Here is an 18421-nt window from a genome sequence, read left to right on the forward strand (position 1 = left end):
CGCAGACCTGCCGGATCGCGCGGCGGCGGGGTTATGCCCCGCCGATCACCCTGGCCGCTGCATCCAGCGCGCCTGAGCCCCGCTTGATGCCAAGCGATGCCATTCCGGCCTCCATCCCGCCGAGCAGGCCCATGATCATCTGGCCATTCACATGGCCCATGTGGCCCAGCCGGAAGAACCCGTGGCTTTCCGCACTGCCCGGCGCGGCCATGCCAAGGCCGATGCCCAAGGTCAGACCGATGTTTGCCTGCACCCATTCACGCAATTGCGTGGCTTGGGGGGCCTCAAGACGCAGGGCCGTTACCGCATGGCTGCGCAGGGCCGGATCGCTGATATTCAAGGCAAGCGTGCCGTCGGTGCCCCATGCCTCGCAGGCGGCCCAGACGGCGCGCGCCAGAACGGTGTGACGGTCCCAGACCCCTTCGATCGTTTCGGCATGGATCATATCAAGTGCGGCCCGCAAGCCGTAAATGTGGTGCGTGGGGGCGGTGCCGCAGTGGTATTGATAGAACTCTTGCGGGTTGGCGCGCGGGGCCCAATCCCAGAACATGCTGACGCGTGGCATCTTGGCGCGCACCTGTGCGGCGCGGTCATTGAAAAACACAAAGCTGACGCCGGGGGGCACCATCAGCCCCTTTTGGCAGCCCGTCACCATGATATCGACACCCCATGCGTCCATTTCAAAACGGTCGCAGGCAAAGGAGGCGATGCAATCGGCCATCAAAAGCGCCGGGTGTCCGGCGGCGTCCAGGGCAGCGCGCACCCCGGCCACATCGTTCAGAACAGAGGTCGAGGTATCGACATGCACGGCCAGCACGGCCTTGATCTCGTGAGCAGTATCGGCTTTCAGGCGTTCCGCGATGCGGGCCAGATCCATCGGGGATTGCTTGCCGAAATCCATCACCTCGACATCTGCACCCAAAGCGGTGGCCATTTCCCCCCAGCCAAGGCCAAAGCGGCCCGTCGCAGGCACCAGCACCTTGTCACCGGGACTTATCACATTGGCCAGCGATGCCTCCCAAGCTGCGTGGCCATTGCCGATATACATGGCAACGTTGTGTTTCGTCTTCGCAATCGCGCGCAAATCCTGCATCAGGGGCGGCATCATATCCACCAATTCACCCGCATAGATGTTCGGCGCGGGCCGGTGCATCGCGTTCAACACGGCCTCTGGCATGATCGAGGGGCCGGGAATGGCAAGATAGCCGCGCCCATGCGACAGATTGGGGTGGGATGACATCAGGAATGCGCCTTTCAGGGACTGTGTTAACTGGCAACTTATCCCTGTGCGCCGCGAGGTCAATCGGACAATCCGATCCCCAATTCAGGCCCGCACGCTTGCCCTGCGCCGCCGGGCTGCGTAAACCATACAGGACCTAGCCCAAAGGACCGTGGCCGCTTTTATGAGTGATGTAACCTATACTTCCAAAGAGCTGCTTACGTGGCTTTGGCACGACTACCTGAAAAAGCACTTGTGGCTGCTGGCTTTGGCCGTTGTTTTCATGTCGGTCGAAGGGTCGACCCTTGGGGCATTGGCCAAACTGATGCAGCCCATGTTCGATCAGGTTTTTGTCGCCGGCAATGAATCAGCGCTTCTATGGGTCGGGCTGGTGCTGGTGGGAATTTTTGTTCTACGCGCTGCGGCTGGCATTGGTCAAAAGGTGCTTTTGACGCGGATCGCCCAGACCTCGGCTGCGGATATGCGGATTGATATGCTGAACCGTATGATGATGCAGGACGGGGCCTTTCATCAGGCCCACCCGCCGGGGTTTCTGATCCAGCGGGTGCAATCGGATGTGAACGCGGTCAATGACGTGTGGCGTGCGATCATCACAGGCACGGGGCGCGACCTGATCGGGTTGTTTGTCTTGCTGGGCGTCGCGATTTCCATTGATCCGGTCTGGGCCTTGCTGGCGTGCGTCGGCGTGCCGTTGATGGTGATGCCTGCCGCCCTTGCGCAACGGTTTGTGCGCGCACGCTCGCGCGAGGCGCGCGATCTGGGGGCGCATCTGTCAACCCGTCTGGACGAGGTGTTCCACGGCATCGTGCAGATCAAACTGAACGCGCTGGAACGCTATCAATCCGACCAATACCGCGACCTGACAAAGACCTATGTGAAAACCGAAGTCCGCGCCGCCTTTGGCAACTCCGCCATTCCGGGGATGATCGACATCATGTCGGGCATCGGTTTCATGGCCGTGATCCTGTACGGCGGTTCCGAGATCATTTCCGGCGACAAGACCATCGGCCAGTTCATGACTTTCTTTACCGCGATGGGTTTCACCTTTAGCCCGTTGCGCCGCCTGGGCGGCATCAGCGGCTTGTGGCAAACGGCGGCGGCAGCCCTTGAGCGGATCAAGGAATTGATGGATGCGCCGGTTACACTGAAATCCCCGAAAAAGCCGGTGGCGCTTCCTGCGGGATCGTCTGACATCGTGCTGGACGGGGTCAGCCTGTCTTATGGCGAGGCAAAGGTGCTGGACGATCTGTCCTTGACCGCTATTGCGGGCCAGACCACGGCGCTGGTGGGGGCATCGGGTGCCGGTAAATCCACGATCTTTAACCTGCTGACACGGCTGATTGATCCGCAATCGGGGACCGTTACCATTGGCGGCGTCGCCCTAAAGGACATGAACATTTCAGACCTGCGCGGCCTTTTCTCTGTCGTGACCCAAGAGGCGTTGTTGTTCGATGAAACCCTGCGCGAAAACATCGTGTTGGGCCGTGAAAACGTGTCGGAGGAAGAATTGCAATCGGTGCTTGAGGCGGCCCATGTTGCCGATTTCATTCCCAAGCTGGAACACGGGCTGGACACCCGCGTCGGCCCGCGTGGCTCCGCGCTGTCTGGCGGGCAACGTCAACGGGTCGTGATCGCCCGCGCGCTGCTGCGCAACACGCCGATCCTGCTGCTGGACGAAGCCACCAGCGCATTGGACGCCCAGTCGGAACAAGTTGTGCAACAAGCGCTGGACCGTCTGTCCCAAGGGCGCACCACAATCGTCATCGCGCACCGCCTGTCCACCATTCGCGGCGCGGACAAGATCGTGGTGATGGACCGTGGCCGCATCATGGACGAAGGCAAACACGAAGAACTGCTGGCACGCGGCGGCATCTATGCCGATCTGTACCGGCTGCAATTCGAGGATGGCAAAACCATTTCGGACCGGCGCAATTCGAATGCCTTGCGCGCGTTGGAAAAGGGGCTCAAGCCGACTGAGCCAAACCTTCTGCAACGGATTGGCCTGCGTCTGTTCGGGTAAATCGGGGCTGCGGGTAAATCGGCGCGGGTTTATTTGCTATAGGCCTTTGCCAGGTCTTGCGGGGATACCCCTGCAAAATACCGGATCAAGCTCCACAAGTTGCGCCCCCCGCGGCGCAGCCACCCCGCCTTGTGATATTTGTCGGCCGAGGTGATCGCAGCGCAGTCGATGCGCGTCAGATGCCCTTTTAGCAGGCGGGCCATGGCCACATCCTCCATCAAGGGTTGATCGGGATAGCCACCCAGCGACTGGTAGAGCGTGCGCGGCAGCAAAAGCCCCTGATCGCCATAAGGCAGCCCCAAGCGGCTGCGCAGATTCGCCCAGCCCGCCACAAACCGCGCGGCAAATCCGGTGCTGTCAAAACGCAGTTGAAACCATCCGGCCTTGCGCCCCTTGAGATGGGCAATCACCGGGCCTGTCCAGCCTTGCGCCAACTGCGTGTCGGCATGCAGGATCAACAACCACTCGCCCTTGGCCTTGGCGCAGCCGCGGCGCAACTGCCCGCCCCGCGATGCCGCCCCTTCGATGATCTGCGCCCCCCAAGCGTCGGCGACGATCCGCGTGGCATCCTCTGACCCGCCATCCGACACGATCAATTCGCAGATCAACCCCGCATCGACCCCTTCCATCAAAGCGGTCAGACAGTCCGTCAGACTGTGCTCCGCATTCAGCGTCGGAATGATCACGGTTATTGGCGCAGGCATGGTTGCCCCTTTCGGCTTTTGGTCGGCCTGATATATGTCATGCCATCAAACGCAAGGAAAAGCGATATGAACGACCGCCGCATCCTGAAACTCTCTGGCGCAGATACCCGCAGCTTTTTGCAGGGTCTGGTCACCAATGACGTGAACAAACTGGATCAAGGGCCGATCTATGCCGCGATCCTGACGCCGCAAGGCAAGTTCATCGTCGATTTCTTTTTGTCCGCGCAAGGCGATGATGTGCTTTTGGATGTCGCGGGCGACAGCGCCGATGCGCTGGTGCAACGGCTGAGCATGTACAAACTGCGCGCCGACGTGAAGATCGAGGCCAGCGGCCTGCATCTGCACCGCGGATTGGGCGAAGCGCCCGCCGACGGCTATGCCGATCCGCGCGATGCGAATATGGGCTGGCGTGCCTACCGCGATGCGCCACAGACCGATGACACGACAGATTGGGATGCCTTGCGCGTGGCATATATGATCCCAGAAACAGGTGCCGAACTGACCCCCGACAGCTTCATCCTAGAGATGGGATTCGAACGCCTGAATGGCGTTGATTTCCGCAAAGGCTGCTATGTGGGCCAAGAGGTCACAGCGCGGATGAAGCACAAGACAGAACTGCGCAAAGGGCTGGCCAAGGTCAAGATCAGCGCGCCGGTCGAGGCAGGCACCGAAATCTCGGCGGATGGCAAACCGGCGGGCACCGTGTTCACCCAAGCGGGGGACCATGCGCTGGCCTATCTGCGCTATGACCGGGCCACAGCGGCAATGCAGGCCGAGGGTGCCACGGTGACGATGGTAACAGACGGCTGAGGCGGGGATCAAAATTTTCCAAAAATTTTGGACCGGAATTTTTGAAAAATTCCGCCCGCGCCTCAGCCGTGCCACCACGCTGAAATCTCTGCTGCGCTGGTGTCGGCCTTTAGTCCGATCGCTACGACCCTGGTGGCTTGCGCTGTCTTGACCGGCTTGATGTTCACGCTGGGCCCGACGCAGTGCACTTCCCAGCTGCTGACCCCATCGTGACCGACGAACCCTTTGAAACGAAACACCCCTTTTGGGCGGCTTTCCAGTTTCGCCCGCAAGGTCGCATGGTCCAGCGCCAGATCACTGTGATCGCTCCACCCCACATAGGCCGCGTGCCGGGCCAGCGTTACAGCGGGGACAGAGCGTTCCGTGACCCCGAAAACAACCGGTGCCACATCATCGACCTGCGCCAGATCAACCACCAGCGCCCGCGACTGCACCCCCAGCCGCAATGCCAGCCCCGGATCGGGCGCATCCTGCTTGCTGATCAACACCAGATCGGCAGCACTGACCTGCCCCGCCACCTGCGCCCCGATCTGGCCATCGCGCAGCAAACGATCATAGCTTTGGCCGTCCACCACGGTCGCAATGCCGCCATAGACCAGTTCCGGTTCCGCCTGCGCCACTTGGGCAATCCGGGCAGGGTCCGCAATGCCGGACGCTTCGATCACCAGATGGTCGGGGCGCTGCGGGCGGTCCAGAACATCCCCGATGGCCATGAACAGATCCGCCCCCATGGTGCAGCACACGCAGCCATTGGTCAGGGTCATCGTATCGTCGCCCGCATCGGCAATCAGGGCGGCATCAATGTTGATTGCGCCGAAATCATTGACCATGACCATCAGCTTTAGCCCGTGGTCCTCGGCCAGCAAACGGTTGATCAGGGTGGTTTTACCGGCCCCCAAATAGCCCGAGATCACGGTCAGTGGCAGCCGTGATCTCATAGCAGGTGCACACGCCCCCCGAACACCGTCCCAAGGACCGGCACGTCTTTCAACGCCATCGGGTCAACGGCCAAGGGATCATCACCCAAGGCGACGAAATCCGCGCGTTTGCCTGTCTCGATGCTGCCGATCTCGCTGTCCAGCTTCAACGTATAGGCCGCCCCCATGGTAATCGCGAACAGCGCTTCTTCGACGTCGATGCATTGCGCGGCCCCCAAGGTGCGCCCCGACATGGTCTGCCGGTTCACGGCACACCACGCAGTGAACAGCGGGGCCATCGGCGTTACCGGCGCATCCGAATGGATCGCGATATTTGCGCCCGCATCAATCGCGCTGCGCGAACCGTCCATGCGTTCAGCGCGGTCAGTGCCGATGGTCAAGGCGGCGTGCTGATCCCCGAAATAGTAGATGTGGTTGGCAAAGATATTGCAGCACACCCCCATATCAGCGGCCCGCGTGAACAGATCGCGGCCCATCATCTGGCAGTGCTGCAAGACATGGCGGTGGCCGGTCCACGGATGCTTGCGCAGGGCTGCCTCGATCGCGTTCAGCGACACCTCGGCGGCCTCGTCGCCATTGACATGGATATGCATCTGGATGCCACGGCTGTGCAATTCGTCAACCAGCGCAAAGATCGTTTCGGGCGGGGTGTTCCAGATGCCATTGGGTTGGCCGCCCACATAACCGGGCGATTTCACCCGAGCCGTCCACCCTTGGATCGACCCGTCGGTCATCAGCTTGACCGCGCCCAGTCGCAGCTTGTCGGTGCTGCGTTTGGCCAGCGCTTGCGCCTTGTCGGCAATGGCTTTCGGCCCGTCCATCGCCCCCAAGGCAGGCACCACACGCAAGGGGAAATCATCCGCCCCCGTGACCCGCAACATGGTGGCCACGTCGTCTTCCTCCATCTGGGAATACAAGTCGGTCACCGTGGTCACCCCCGCCCGGCGCGACACATCGGCATAGGCGCGAATGGATGCTTCTTTCTGGCTGAGACCGCGAAAATCGATCCCCAGACGCCGCATGACCGGGAACATCGCGGCCATTTCCTGCAACTCGCCCGTGGGCAGGCCGTCTGGGCCTTTGATCACCCCTTCGGCATTGGTGGTCTGGTCGAACCCGGCCAGTTCAAGCGCTGCCGAGTTGACGCACATCAGATGAAAATTCGAGAACATGATCGCGATGGGCCGCGTGGGGCTGATCTGGTCCAGATGCTTTTTGCTCAGCCGTTCGGAGGTCAGAAAGATCGGGTCAAACCCCCAGCCGACCAGCGGTGCGCCGTCCTCCAGCGTTTCGGCATATGCCGCAAGCCCGCCAATCACCGCGTCAATATCCGTTAACCCCGGCCACAGCTTGCCATCCGGGTCGATCCGGTCGTGAAAACCGGCATAGGCATATTCCCACATCGCGCCCGCCATCATATGCGCGTGGCCTTCGATGAAACCGGGCATCAGCACGGCACCTTTGAAGGCGTCATCATGGGTGACCACCCCCCATTGATCCGCACAGGTCGCATCACCCACGGCCAAAATCTCCCCATCTCGAACCGCGACATGGGTCGCCTCCATCCGGTTGATGTCCATTGTGATGATCTTTTTGGCTGAAAAAACAACGATATCCGACATGATGCCCCCTATGTTCCGTTCCACAGCTATCGCAGCTTGGTTCAGCGGAAAAATAGATTTACTGTCTAGAAAAGCCCACAATTTTAGGGGAATGACCGATGCGCTTTACCTTCAAACAATTGCGCTACTTCGATGCGGCGCTGCGCTATGGCTCCATCGCGCGGGCGGCCGAGGAAATGAATATCTCGCAATCATCCATCACCGCGGCGATTGACCTGATGGAGGGCAATATCGGCACCGCCCTGTTCCGCCGTATCCCCGCCAAAGGCATCGTTGCCACAGATGCGGGGCGCGAAGTGGGCAAGCGGGTCGTCGCCTTTCTTGAGCACTGCCGCCATTTCGAAAGCGAGCTGATGAGCCTGCAAGGCAGCCCCACCGGCACCTTGCGCGTGGCCTGTTTCGAACCCTCCGCCCCCTATGTCCTGCCGCCGATCCTGAAACGGATCTCGGCGCTTTACCCGTCTATCCGCATCGACCTGAAAGAAGGCGACATGCAGGAAATTTCGCAGCTGTTGAAAGATGGCGGGGTGGATATGGCATTGACCTATAACGTCGGGCTGGCGGCGGATCAGCCGTTCCGGTCCTTGTTCTTTGCCCGGCCCTTTGCGTTGCTGCCCGCGGACTGGCCCTTGGCCGCCAAACCCGGCCTGACCCTAGACGATTTGGCCGACCTGCCCATGCTGATGCTGGATCTGCCCGCCTCGCAAAGCTATTTCAACCGGCTGTTCACCAGTCAGGGCCTGCGCCCGAAAATCGTGCATACCTCAAAATCATCTTCGGTCTTGCGCGGCATGGTGGCAGCGGGGTTGGGTTATACGTTGATGAATATTCACAACCGTGGGGATGCCGAATATCTGTCGGGCTATGTCACGAGACCTTTGTTGGGCGACCTCGAAGAACCCGACTTTGGCCTTGCCTATCGTGCCGGAAACGAGAAATCTGCCGTGCTGCAAGCGGTGCTGAAAATCTCGGACGACTTGGTGCGCGAAGGACAATTCGACAGTCTGGAGCTGCGGCCAGGCATCGCGGGTTAAGTGCCTCAGATCCACTTGGTTCTGGGCGTGCTGTTTTTCGCGGCGGCTATGGTGGTCGTGGTCAATATCATCACCGACCTGAGCGATCGTTGGGCGGAACCCAGATGAAGGGGGCGTTGAGGCCGGTATCCGGACGGGACATTGATTGGGGGGCGGTACCCAGACAAAACGGCCCTTGGGGGCCAGCCCCCAAACCCCCGGAGTTTATTTGGCAAAATGAAGGAGGACAGGCGTGAAATATCCGAATTTTGACGCCGTGGTGCCGAGCGAACAGGCGCATTATCTGAAAGGTGATCCTGCCAACTGCCGCCCCGCCCTTGATCGTCTCGGCGACCCTGACCATCGGTGTTGCGATCCTGTTCGAGGCAGGCCAGTCCTTTTTTGGGTTGGGCACCCCGCCACCAGCTTTGGATGGGCTGGTGGCCTGCCCCTGCCGGGGCGAGGCGGTGATGTATCTGGGGCAGATCGTTGAACCGGCGCAAAAGCCAGGGGTCCGCCCGCGCCATGCAGGTCAAGGGCAACCCGCCCAGCCCGATCAACCCGCTCAAGGGCAGTGCCTTTGCCACGCGCTGCCCAAAGGCGCGCGACAGGTGCCGTCAGGAAAAGCCGGCGTTGCAAAATCGCAACGATCACGGGGGCACCTGTTCTTACCTCGGCTAGGGACGCCTATCCCAGAACGCAAAAAGCCCCGGTTATCCCGGGGCTCTGCGCTGCAGCAAAGGCATGACGATACGTCAATGCTGGGCCTTATGCGCGTTCGGAATATTCCATCGTTTCGGTGTTTACGATGATATCTTCGTCTGGTCCGACGAAAGGCGGCACCATCACTTTGACACCATTATCTAGGATCGCCGGCTTGAAGGAGTTGGCGGCAGTCTGGCCTTTGACGACCGGCTCTGTCTCGACGATCTTGCAGGTCACTTTTTGCGGCAAGGATGCGTTCAGCGCCTCGTCCTCGTGATACTCGACCACGACCATCATACCGTCTTGCAAGAACGGGCGGCGTTCGCCCAAAAGTTCGGCGGACAGTTGCACCTGATCATAGGTTTCGGTGTCCATCAGAACCAGCATTCCTGCGTCTTCATACAGGAATTGTTGGTCTTTTTGTACAAGACGGACCTTTTCAACCTTATCGGCGCTGCGGAAGCGTTCGTTCAGTTTTGATCCGTTGCGCAGGTTGCGCATCTCGACTTGCGCAAAGGCACCGCCCTTGCCCGGCTTCACGTGATCGACCTTGACCGCGGCCCAAAGCCCGCCGTTATGTTCCAGCACGTTTCCGGGACGAATTTCGTTTCCATTGATCTTAGGCATAGGGTGGCACCATGGCAAAATGTTGAAGATTAACTAGCGCGACCTATATCTACTACGACGTGGTCACGCAAGGCGGGCTAGCCCCTGCTGCAGCTGCAAAGAGCCATGCGTAAAATGCATAGGTGATATGCAATAAATGTGTATCCGAATCGCGCTCTTTCAGTCATAAGGAACTCCACGCCTAAATGACAAGAGCAAGAATAATAGAAAGGACGACGAGATGAAAGATTTCGTTGATGGCACTGCCTTTAACAATGAACAAGGCAACCGTGCCCGGAAACTTTTTGCCGCCGTGGTACTGGCAGCATTGGACGATGCAATTGCAGACGATAAGAAATACGGTAATGGCCCTGAACAGATTGCACGCTGGGCGCGGTCGCGCGACGGTCGTGAGGTCCTGAGCTGCGCGGGTATCGACCCGAACGAGCGCGTTGTATCCGGCCTGATGGATTTTGTTGGCAAAGGTGTCCGTACATCCGTTGCCCTGTCTCGTGAAGAGTCAGAGCGTCGCCATGCGGCACAGCAAGCCGAAGCTGCCTAAGTCAGCCCAAGGTTCCAGAATTAAATAACGCGGTCTTCGGGCCGCGTTTTTTTGTGCCGTTTCGGGATTGGGCGTTGGGGTCGGCCGGTTCCGGTTTCACTGGCCCACACGGACGGGGGGTTACCCCAGAAAAAAAAGCACCTGCCCGCGCAGATGCCTTTTCAACCGACCTTAAATCATCTGAACCGACGTTTTATTCCAGCTCTTGTGACGTGAGCGCACGGTGAATTTCACGGCGGACCAACTTGCGCACGTTGCGCGTGATCCGTTCGCCCAATGCGCCCTGCAATTCTGCGCGTACGATCTCTCCGACCAGATCACGCAGCATTTCCTCGTCGAAATACTCTTCCCCGCCCAAAGCCTTGAGATCCTCCTGAACCTCGGATGCGTCCTCGTCCTCAAAGGCATCCGCATCAGCGTAAGACGCAGTTTCAACCGGGGCTTCAACCTGTCTCAGGGGGGGCTGCTTGGGGTCTGGTTTCCTGGATGCAAGGATCGGCGCACCGGTTGCATCCCGTTCCACATCGTCCTCCCATGCCATCGCCAAAGGCTCGGGCACAGAAAATTTCGGCGTTTCGGGTTCTTCGGCGTCCCAGCCGCCGGGGATACGCCCGATGGCCGTTTCAAGCGCCGCAATCTTGGCGCTAAGCAGATCCGACCCGCCGGGCGCTGACTTGCTTTCAACCAATTCGGATGCGCCAAGGTTCAACATCCCTGCGCGCGCAGTGATGCTGCTTACGGTGTTGGGGCGATCTGTATCCCGAAGCGTTTCAGTCTGGCGGTCAACCGCGTCACGATCCGCAGAACGGTCTGACATTGCGTCGCGGATCAGGCCCTCGTCCTCCAATTCATCAAGATCGTGGAACAGCGCCTGATCGTCTTGCCCGCCATCAACCGAAGGATTGTGCATGCTGTCATCATCCGCAGCGCCAAAACCTGTATCAAGGGCATCGCCGCCGACCAGATCATCCTCCACGGCGGCCTGTTCATCGTCCCATTCTGTCGGTTTTACAGGCTCGGGCTTGCGATAGGCATCGACCAAAGGTGCGTCATTGGACACCCGCAAAGACGGTGTCAGGACCAGTTTATCCTCCGAAGGTGCATCGGCCTTGGGCCGGCTTACGGGACGTCTGTCCTCGGACACCAATCGACGGATCGAAGACAGAACATCTTCAACTTCTGCGTTGGTTACAGCGTCAGACATAATTCAACCACCACTCGTTCCTCAAACAAAACCTAGACGACACAAAAGATTCTCACAATGGTGCCGTGAAAATTGTCAGTCTTTTTGCAGTGCCCGCAACACACGGTCCAGTTTCTTGCCCTCTTTCGACAGCTTGGCCGGGCTTTCTTTTACCAGATTGTAATAGGCAGCAGGGTCATAAATCTGCACGGGCAGCTTCAGCTTACTGGCCGTCAGCTGGCCGGTTGCCTGCAACACCGAATAGGCCGCGACATAGATCTGGGTCTGCGCGTTCACGCTGGCAGATTGCGCATCCAGCAAGGATTGTTCGGCATCCAACACGTCAAGTGTCGTACGCGCGCCCAATGCCGCTTCTTCGCGGACACCCTGAAACGCGATTCTGGCGGCACGCACCTGGCGTTGCGACGCTTCGATCTGCGCACGTGCCGAGGCAAGCCCAGCATAGGCATCACTGACCGCGCGTTCGACATCTTTGACCACGACATGCAGGTTGCCGCGTTGTGCGTCGCGCTGCGCACGGTTCTTGCGCACCCCGGCAGACAAGGCACCGCCCTGATACAATGTCTGGCCGATCTGCACACCAACCGCGCCGCTGCGGGTTGAGGCTTCTGAGCGGAACGTATCGGAAATACCCACAGACCCCTGAACAGAAACCTGCGGCTGCATGGCGGCTTCGCTGCGGCGGATCAGAAGTTCGGCAGCGGCGACCTGATGCTGGACAGCCCGGATATCAGGGTGGCTGCGCACGGCCAGCGCTTTGGCTGTTTTGATAGAATTTGACACGGCGGGCAAACGCGGTGGCTTGCTCAGATTTCCCGGCTCGCGGCCGACGGCAACCTTGTAATAGGCTTTCGCCGAAATCAGGTTCCCTTGCGCTCCGGCCAGACCACTGCGGGCTTGCGCCAGTTGCGCCTCGGCCAGAGCGACGTCAGTGCGTGTCACTTCGCCCACCTCGAAACGGTCACGGGCAGCACGCAATTCCTGGATCAAAAGCCGTACGTTGTTTTCGCGCAACGCCACGATGTCGCGCGTCTGGATCACCGTCATATAGGCATCAACAGCGCGCAACAGAATTTGCTGCTCCACGCTGACAAGGCTTTCGCGGGTTGCCAGAACGGTTTCCTTGGTGGCCTCGACCGCATAGCGCGTCGCGCCGAAATCATAGACCAGAAGCGATGCAATCAGGTTCACCGTGGTAGAGAGCGAATTCGTGCTTGTGCGCGTCCCCGCAGGAACGAATGTCGATCCGGCACTGACAGAACGGTTAACGTTCTGCGACAGGCTGCCTGTCCATTGCACCACTGGCTTCAACGCCGCTTTCGCGATGCCAACATCTTCGTCAGCGGCACGCAGTACGGCGCGGTTCTGATCCAGCAAACCGGAGTTGTTATACGCCCCCACCAAAGCATCGGCCAATGTCTCGGCAGCGGAAGCGACCGGAACCAACATGGTAAAGCCCAGAACAGCGGCCACGACCGTACGGCGCAACCCTTGGGTTTGTTTTTTCAGATCCATCTAATCCACTCCGTCAAGCCGGGCCCCGTTTCACCGGAGATAAGGCTAATAAGTTTTAAAGTTGGAATGCCTTTTCGCGGGCAAACCCCTTAAGTACCGGCGCACCGGCATTGAAATCTGCGCGCCAGCTGACGCCATGGTCGTCTTTATATCCGACCCGCACTTCACCCAAGGCACCGTCCATGAAGATACACGCGATCCGGCCGCCTGTTTTCAACTGGCTCAGAATTGCCTCCGGCACCGTCTCTACGCCGCCTTGAATCAGGATCACATCATAGGGACCGTGCTGCGGGGCACCCTCGACCAACGCGCCAGCCTGAACGATCGCATTGTCGGCCCCCGAAGTCATCAGAATTTCCTGTGCTTCTTTCGCCATGGCTTCGTCTTCTTCGACAGCAACCACCGCTTCGGCGATATGGGCAATGACAGCGGACGAATATCCGTAAGCGCAGCCGATATCGAGAACCAGATCACCATTGTTGATCGCCAGCACATCCAGCATTTTCGCCAAGGTCCGCGGCTCAAGCAGGATACGTCCCTCCCCCAGGTTCAGGTTTTCGCCCAGATATGCGGCCTCGCGCTGTGCGGCGGGCACAAAATCTTCGCGGGCGACATGCAGCATCGCGTCGATAATGGGGAATTTTGTCACATCAGACGGGCGAACTTGGGTATCAACCATCATCGTGCGGCGGGCGGAAAAGTCGGACATTCGCGAAACTCTTTCGTTCAGATATTTTTCTCTGCAATGCCACACCACAAGCCTTCCAGCAACGCCAAGATGCCCGTTTACCTTGAACTGAGGCAATTTCGCCCGCGAATGATGTATTATCGCACAGTGTCTTCAATGTTGAATTTGGACACCTTAGCAGATTTTAACAGTTCAGAATTGACAGACATCAAACTGCGGTGAACACAAACACCCCACCACCCGACGCTTCCTTGTCCTCGACAAAGCCTTTGGCAGCGATGCCGTCCCTGATTTCGCGCATGCCGGGGCGGTGATAGATATGGCGGTGCAGCTCGGCGATAATGACTCTGATCCCGCTTAAATCCGCGTGACGAAAGAACTCCAGCTCGGCCCCTTCGATATCCATTAGCAACACCGTCGGTTTGATCTGTTTCTTGATTGTTGCCCATTTCACGACGGGTACGGCGACCTTTTCGGCCCGCTCGATCCCCTTTGTGATCGTCATGCCGGACCCCAGAAAGTTGCCCCGGATATAGAAATCAACCGATTTTGGCGCATCAGGATCAGAGATGACGATCTTGTTGCGCACCTCGATTTTGTTCTTGATGCCGTTATGGGCATAAAGCGCTTTGATCGGGTCTATCAGCTTGTGGTTCGCCTCGAAGGACACGATCTTGGCGGGCGCGCAGTTTTTCGCGGCAACGGCTCCTACAACCCCTGCCCCCGCGCCCATTTCGATGACAACATCGCCTTTCTTGATGAACGCCAGCGCAGACAAGACCTCGCGGCGTTCATAGCTGCCCTCGATCATATTGTTGATCATGGTCGGCCCCAGATGCGGTGCATCCAAAACCTCGACCCCGTGATAGGTCGCAACGACCTTGTTCTTCGTGTTCATGCCCTGCCCTATCCCGTATTTGCCCTGAACGGGCTTGTTTTGGTCAAATAGACCCTAACAAACTCCGTGACGCAATAAATGAATGGCGGCAATGGCAATGAGATACTGAATAGCCCCTAGCGTTGTAGACGCTTTTTTTCCTAATTTTGAGGCAAGGAGGCCGTTATGGGGAAGCCAAATTTCAGTGAAGATTCCAAGCGTGATGCTGTGCATCAGATCACGGTGCGGGGGTATGGCGTTCGTGAGGTCTCAGAGCGTTTGGGTGTCAGCACACATTCGCTGTAAAAATGGATGAAGCTGTACGCGAAGGCCACGTCACAGGCTGTGTCGGTGGATCATGAAGCCGAGAACCGACGGCTCGAACGGGAACTGGCGCGGATGACCGAGGAGCGCGATTTCTTAAGCAAGGCAGCCGCGTACTTCGCCCAAGATGCAAGATGAAGGACGCGTTTGTGGCAAAGCATCGCCCCGTCTTTTCGGTGCGTAGGATGTTCCGTTGCCTCAGCATCATAGAAGGTGTGTCCCACTTTGGGTCACACTCGAGCGTTCAGCCGCCAACCCTTTGATTTAGAATAAAATGGAGGCGAGTAGGAGAATCGAACTCCTGTACACGGATTTGCAAGAGTAAGCATGTTACTGAAAAGTATAGGTAAAGTGATTAGACACCTTCCAAATTAGGGCGGAACAATGAGCGAATGTTTAGACGTGCAGTTCTAGAATAAGTACTCCGCGCCCGCTAAAGTTACTGGTCCTTTAGCCAGTCTGAAATCTTAGCTACAAAGTCAGATAGAGCGATGCCTCTGCTGATCCGTGAATCTAGGAAAGCGAACTCTTCCGAAACAATTGCTGGCCCAGTTTTTTCCAAGGAGAATTCGTAGCATCCACCCTCTGTATCCAAGTTGGGGTTGTACCGGGCGACCCGCCAAAAACCCAATTCTTTCGCCGCCGCGTCAAGTACTAACCCCCATGAAAAGGCACGCTTGTAGCCTGAAGAGAGCCAGCGGTCGTGATCGATCAGGTTAATCTTGTATGGAAGAGGCATTTAATCATCTCTTTTCGTTGAGTCGGGAGTCTTGTTTCTAGCTCTATTTCGTCTGTCGAGGCTAAAAAAAAGGGAACCTCTCGGCCCAGAGCTGCCGTTCGCACCTTCGACCTGCACTGCGGTGCAGCTTCCGAAAAGCGGGCATTCACTCACAGTCCGGCATTAATGGAATGCCAAAATCTGATCGGCGGACTTCATGGCCGCTGAGGTCAGCCCTCAAACTTCACAAGTGCATGTGTTTTTTCACGTTACGGATCGACCAGTAACTGTTGTCAATTCCGGTTCATGAGCCAGATGTTTAAGTGACTAATCCCATAACGTTGGAAACCTTAGAAAAGGCCCTAAAAGCAGGTAGACTGATTGACGTCACGGATCGCTTATTACCAACGTAAAGCCAACCAGTCGAAAAACTTCAAATGCCCGCGTGTTTTAGGCGTTTTGCACGGGCGCAGAAAACTCCTCATCTACTATTTTATCGCAAGCAGACAAAATATGATCTGGTATTGTCTGAAATTTCGTCGGATCCAACTGCATAATGTAATCGTTTTCAATGTGATAAGCTTCATTTACAAACTTGGCAGTGGTCGAATTACTCTTGCTGATCAAACCCATCATTCGAAAAATTTGAAGCTTCGAGTATCCGTTTTCCAATTCGAAATAGAGTTTCCGCAGCTCTGCATCATCTCTAATAAATTTCAGATAAACATCATAATCGAATTGTGGAAATAATCCCAATATCTCCAATCTAGCGGATTGAATGTCATCCACCATCATTTTTACTAGCCCTCCATTATCATCAAACTCTTCCGGCTCATCCTTCTTGTGAATCAAACTTGCCAAGACATTGTATGAATTCCCCTTATTTGCCGTAATTTCAAAGTAGCGACGCAAATGGATCAATTTTACCAAGAAGTGTGCGTTGGAGTTGACAGCGGACATGCAGGCTTGAGATGCTGATACAATATCTGATTTTTCTATTGCGCATTCAGAAATCGTTGAAGCGTTGTTAAAGACAAAGTGTGCGGCAACTTTCTCAAAGTGATTCCGCAAAGTGTAGATCATGTCAATGACAGGTTCGAAATCGTGCGTCATTAAAAGAACGGTCCTATTTTGAAAACTATCAGCTGACACGAAAAGGCGCTTAATAATCGCAAACTTCTTGTTTTTATCAAAGGAAGAGATCGGATCATCAAGTACGATTAGGTCCGGATTTTTTTTCAATACGTCATGCATGAATAAAATTAGGGCAAATGCATTCTTTTCACCAAAGCTGAGATGTTGCGAACCTTGCTGCACAAAAGATTTTGAATCATTGTGCATTAGTCGCATTTTATAGGTTTTATCAACCGTTTCAACAGATACTCTGTAATGGTAACCGGCGTTTTGTAAAAATTCATTGATACTATCTTCATTGGATTTTATAAGAGTTGCTACTTGCTTTTTGTGCTTGGCAACACTTCCTTTCAAAAGGCCAATCTTTTGGCCAATTAAATGTAGCTTTCGATTAAACTCGTCGACAACAGCTCGAGTGGAAGCTGACGAAACTTCCTTCAAAAGATCCATATTAATTTTCAGGTCAATAATCTTGGCGTCATAATCAGTCACATCTTTTAAGCTATAGAAATCAATTTCACGTAGTGCTGAAATTTTCGACTTAAGCAATTCGATTTGATTTTTGATCGCTCCTAAGAATAGCTTTTCCTCATCTGTCAACGCGGTCTTACTATGCGTAATATCGGTCAAACTGGAGTTTGCGTCGTCAGAAAAATAGGTGGACAGATTTTTCAAAATGTCGACTAGCGCATTCAAATGTTCGACTGTTTTCGCATCGTACTCTTGGTCGATCCGTAAAATTGTTTCACGTTTTTCTACTGCTGGCTGAGTGCAGTATGGGCAATCATCGGACAAATCTAGAAATTTCTTACCGTCCATTTGCCACTTTAGCCAAGTCACGTTTTCGTCTGATTGAAGAAATGGAGAGTACGCTTCTAACCCAGCGGGAACATTAGAAATCTTGTTCCCCTTTGATGTCGATTTTCCGATAGCTGACGCTGCTGAGTAACTTGATGTCTTCGTCGCTTTGCCAAAAGCTTTGAGTAACCCGTTCAGGTCCTCAAGCATTTTTTCGATATTCGGATCGTTGGTAAAAACGGATTTCAGTTCGGCCAAATGCATCTCAATCTCGGAAAATTTCTCATCATATTCGTCATTCTTGATGAAGATTTCGAAGCTGTTGGTTAGCAGCTCATCTGGTTTGAACAAGATTTCATCAATATAGGCGCTATCAAATACTGCGACCGATTTAATCTCGTCACCTCCAGATATAGATGGTTGGAAATCACCAAGCATCTTACCGTCATCTAAATATTTGAATGGCGTCAGACTGTTCAGCTTTGCGGGATCAGTGGCATTTAGTGAAATTGCTTTAGCTATTGTACTCTTGCCCGTACCGTTTGCAGCGAACTTGATGTTCAGGAAACTCTCTTTAATTGAAATATTTGCCTCATCGATGTTGTTGCAGTTCTTAATTGTAATATCCAACTGGGTGCCCTCAAAATTTGACGTTAAAAACGCAACCACTAGTTCAACTATAATTGCTTAATGTCAACCATGGCGTGCGTTCGGTGAGCCGGTAATTGAGGGCATTTTGAATGACCGTCTTTCTACATTTCCAGCAAAGTCAGAGCAGACGCAGCGAATGGTGGCTCTCCGCCCACGATGACCATGCGAGCCCACCGGAGTTCTTCGGCAGTACACTCTTCTCGATCTGAGGACCTAAGTTGGTCACTGGCCGGCTAGCAGCCCACCTCAGACCTGCTTAGATCGTGCAGATCGGCTTTCCCGCTAGTGTGGG

At 55.9% G+C, this 18421-nt stretch carries 16 protein-coding genes and 1 pseudogene; 6 read left to right on the forward strand and 11 right to left on the reverse strand.

The window, feature by feature from the left end:
* Positions 1-31: 31 nt before the first annotated feature.
* Positions 32-1240 (reverse strand): alanine--glyoxylate aminotransferase family protein, encoded by a 1209-nt coding sequence (locus tag HGT1_RS09325; protein WP_176249635.1) that lies wholly within the window; start codon positions 1238-1240, stop codon positions 32-34.
* A gap of 163 nt (positions 1241-1403) precedes the next feature.
* Between HGT1_RS09325 and HGT1_RS09330 the strand changes: the two genes are divergently transcribed.
* Positions 1404-3260 carry an ABC transporter ATP-binding protein gene (locus tag HGT1_RS09330; protein WP_176249636.1) on the forward strand — a complete coding sequence of 619 codons (1857 nt, stop codon included), beginning with the start codon at positions 1404-1406 and terminating at the stop codon, positions 3258-3260.
* 29 nt (positions 3261-3289) lie between these two features.
* Here the strand turns inward: HGT1_RS09330 and HGT1_RS09335 are convergent, their stop codons facing one another.
* Complete coding sequence (locus HGT1_RS09335) at positions 3290-3964, reverse strand: TIGR04283 family arsenosugar biosynthesis glycosyltransferase (RefSeq protein ID WP_176249637.1); 675 nt, start codon at positions 3962-3964, stop codon at positions 3290-3292.
* A gap of 66 nt (positions 3965-4030) precedes the next feature.
* On the opposite strand from HGT1_RS09335, the gene HGT1_RS09340 reads away from it, so the two are divergent.
* Positions 4031-4774, forward strand: a complete 744-nt coding sequence (locus tag HGT1_RS09340; RefSeq protein WP_176249638.1) for a folate-binding protein YgfZ — start codon at positions 4031-4033, stop codon at positions 4772-4774.
* A 62-nt stretch (positions 4775-4836) separates the two neighbouring features.
* Here HGT1_RS09340 and HGT1_RS09345 read toward each other — a convergent pair whose 3' ends face one another.
* Positions 4837-5712, reverse strand: coding sequence for a GTP-binding protein (locus HGT1_RS09345; protein ID WP_176249639.1), 876 nt, complete (start codon positions 5710-5712; stop codon positions 4837-4839).
* Complete coding sequence (locus tag HGT1_RS09350) at positions 5709-7334, reverse strand: amidohydrolase (protein WP_176249640.1); 1626 nt, start codon at positions 7332-7334, stop codon at positions 5709-5711. The genes HGT1_RS09345 and HGT1_RS09350 overlap by 4 nt, the downstream gene beginning before the upstream one ends.
* A 98-nt stretch (positions 7335-7432) precedes the next feature.
* On the opposite strand from HGT1_RS09350, the gene HGT1_RS09355 reads away from it, so the two are divergent.
* Together HGT1_RS09355 and HGT1_RS09360 are read left to right on the forward strand one after the other, a co-directional pair.
* The gene (locus tag HGT1_RS09355) at positions 7433-8368 is read left to right on the forward strand and encodes a LysR family transcriptional regulator (RefSeq protein WP_176249641.1); all 936 of its coding nucleotides are present in this window, start codon (positions 7433-7435) and stop codon (positions 8366-8368) included.
* Between the two features lie 468 nt (positions 8369-8836).
* Positions 8837-9028 carry an oligopeptide/dipeptide ABC transporter ATP-binding protein gene (locus tag HGT1_RS09360; protein ID WP_255200158.1) on the forward strand — a complete coding sequence of 64 codons (192 nt, stop codon included), beginning with the start codon at positions 8837-8839 and terminating at the stop codon, positions 9026-9028.
* Positions 9029-9115: 87 nt separating this feature from the next.
* Here the strand turns inward: HGT1_RS09360 and efp are convergent, their stop codons facing one another.
* Positions 9116-9679 carry an elongation factor P gene (gene efp / locus HGT1_RS09365; RefSeq protein WP_176249642.1) on the reverse strand — a complete coding sequence of 188 codons (564 nt, stop codon included), beginning with the start codon at positions 9677-9679 and terminating at the stop codon, positions 9116-9118.
* A 220-nt stretch (positions 9680-9899) separates the two neighbouring features.
* Between efp and HGT1_RS09370 the strand changes: the two genes are divergently transcribed.
* A complete protein-coding gene (locus HGT1_RS09370) occupies positions 9900-10220 on the forward strand; it encodes a DUF6280 family protein (protein WP_093915679.1) in 321 nt (106 codons plus the stop codon).
* Between the two features lie 193 nt (positions 10221-10413).
* Here HGT1_RS09370 and HGT1_RS09375 read toward each other — a convergent pair whose 3' ends face one another.
* From HGT1_RS09375 to HGT1_RS09390, 4 genes are all read right to left on the reverse strand, one after another.
* On the reverse strand, positions 10414-11424 hold the full coding sequence (locus tag HGT1_RS09375; protein ID WP_176249643.1) for a hypothetical protein: 1011 nt from the start codon (positions 11422-11424) through the stop codon (positions 10414-10416).
* Between the two features lie 75 nt (positions 11425-11499).
* On the reverse strand, positions 11500-12939 hold the full coding sequence (locus tag HGT1_RS09380) for a TolC family outer membrane protein (protein WP_176249644.1): 1440 nt from the start codon (positions 12937-12939) through the stop codon (positions 11500-11502).
* Positions 12940-12994: 55 nt separating this feature from the next.
* A complete protein-coding gene (locus HGT1_RS09385; RefSeq protein WP_176249645.1) occupies positions 12995-13648 on the reverse strand; it encodes a protein-L-isoaspartate O-methyltransferase in 654 nt (217 codons plus the stop codon).
* 187 nt (positions 13649-13835) lie between these two features.
* Positions 13836-14525: an FkbM family methyltransferase gene (locus tag HGT1_RS09390; RefSeq protein ID WP_176249646.1), complete on the reverse strand. Its 690-nt coding sequence runs from the start codon at positions 14523-14525 to the stop codon at positions 13836-13838.
* Between the two features lie 165 nt (positions 14526-14690).
* On the opposite strand from HGT1_RS09390, the pseudogene HGT1_RS09395 reads away from it, so the two are divergent.
* A pseudogene (locus HGT1_RS09395) lies at positions 14691-15034 on the forward strand (transposase); the annotation flags it as partial.
* Positions 15035-15267: 233 nt separating this feature from the next.
* On the opposite strand, the gene HGT1_RS09400 reads toward HGT1_RS09395, so the two are convergent.
* Entirely contained in the window at positions 15268-15567 is a 300-nt protein-coding gene (locus HGT1_RS09400; protein WP_176249647.1) for a hypothetical protein, read from the reverse strand.
* Positions 15568-15996: 429 nt separating this feature from the next.
* Positions 15997-18108, reverse strand: coding sequence for an AAA family ATPase (locus HGT1_RS09405; protein ID WP_176249648.1), 2112 nt, complete (start codon positions 18106-18108; stop codon positions 15997-15999).
* Positions 18109-18421: the final 313 nt, after the last annotated feature.

The sequence above is a fragment of the Sulfitobacter sp. HGT1 genome (assembly GCF_013282155.1).
Taxonomy (GTDB): domain Bacteria; phylum Pseudomonadota; class Alphaproteobacteria; order Rhodobacterales; family Rhodobacteraceae; genus Sulfitobacter.

What these genes read in the sequence shown, in the direction of transcription:
- HGT1_RS09325 (WP_176249635.1), bottom strand. Translation starts at nt 1,240, where the DNA reads ATGTCATCCCACCCCAATCTGTCGCATGGGCGCGGCTATCTTGCCATT.
- HGT1_RS09330 (WP_176249636.1), top strand. Translation starts at nt 1,404, where the DNA reads ATGAGTGATGTAACCTATACTTCCAAAGAGCTGCTTACGTGGCTTTGG.
- HGT1_RS09335 (WP_176249637.1), bottom strand. Translation starts at nt 3,964, where the DNA reads ATGCCTGCGCCAATAACCGTGATCATTCCGACGCTGAATGCGGAGCAC.
- HGT1_RS09340 (WP_176249638.1), top strand. Translation starts at nt 4,031, where the DNA reads ATGAACGACCGCCGCATCCTGAAACTCTCTGGCGCAGATACCCGCAGC.
- HGT1_RS09345 (WP_176249639.1), bottom strand. Translation starts at nt 5,712, where the DNA reads ATGAGATCACGGCTGCCACTGACCGTGATCTCGGGCTATTTGGGGGCC.
- HGT1_RS09350 (WP_176249640.1), bottom strand. Translation starts at nt 7,334, where the DNA reads ATGTCGGATATCGTTGTTTTTTCAGCCAAAAAGATCATCACAATGGAC.
- HGT1_RS09355 (WP_176249641.1), top strand. Translation starts at nt 7,433, where the DNA reads ATGCGCTTTACCTTCAAACAATTGCGCTACTTCGATGCGGCGCTGCGC.
- efp (WP_176249642.1), bottom strand. Translation starts at nt 9,679, where the DNA reads ATGCCTAAGATCAATGGAAACGAAATTCGTCCCGGAAACGTGCTGGAA.
- HGT1_RS09370 (WP_093915679.1), top strand. Translation starts at nt 9,900, where the DNA reads ATGAAAGATTTCGTTGATGGCACTGCCTTTAACAATGAACAAGGCAAC.
- HGT1_RS09375 (WP_176249643.1), bottom strand. Translation starts at nt 11,424, where the DNA reads ATGTCTGACGCTGTAACCAACGCAGAAGTTGAAGATGTTCTGTCTTCG.
- HGT1_RS09380 (WP_176249644.1), bottom strand. Translation starts at nt 12,939, where the DNA reads ATGGATCTGAAAAAACAAACCCAAGGGTTGCGCCGTACGGTCGTGGCC.
- HGT1_RS09385 (WP_176249645.1), bottom strand. Translation starts at nt 13,648, where the DNA reads ATGTCCGACTTTTCCGCCCGCCGCACGATGATGGTTGATACCCAAGTT.
- HGT1_RS09390 (WP_176249646.1), bottom strand. Translation starts at nt 14,525, where the DNA reads ATGAACACGAAGAACAAGGTCGTTGCGACCTATCACGGGGTCGAGGTT.
- HGT1_RS09400 (WP_176249647.1), bottom strand. Translation starts at nt 15,567, where the DNA reads ATGCCTCTTCCATACAAGATTAACCTGATCGATCACGACCGCTGGCTC.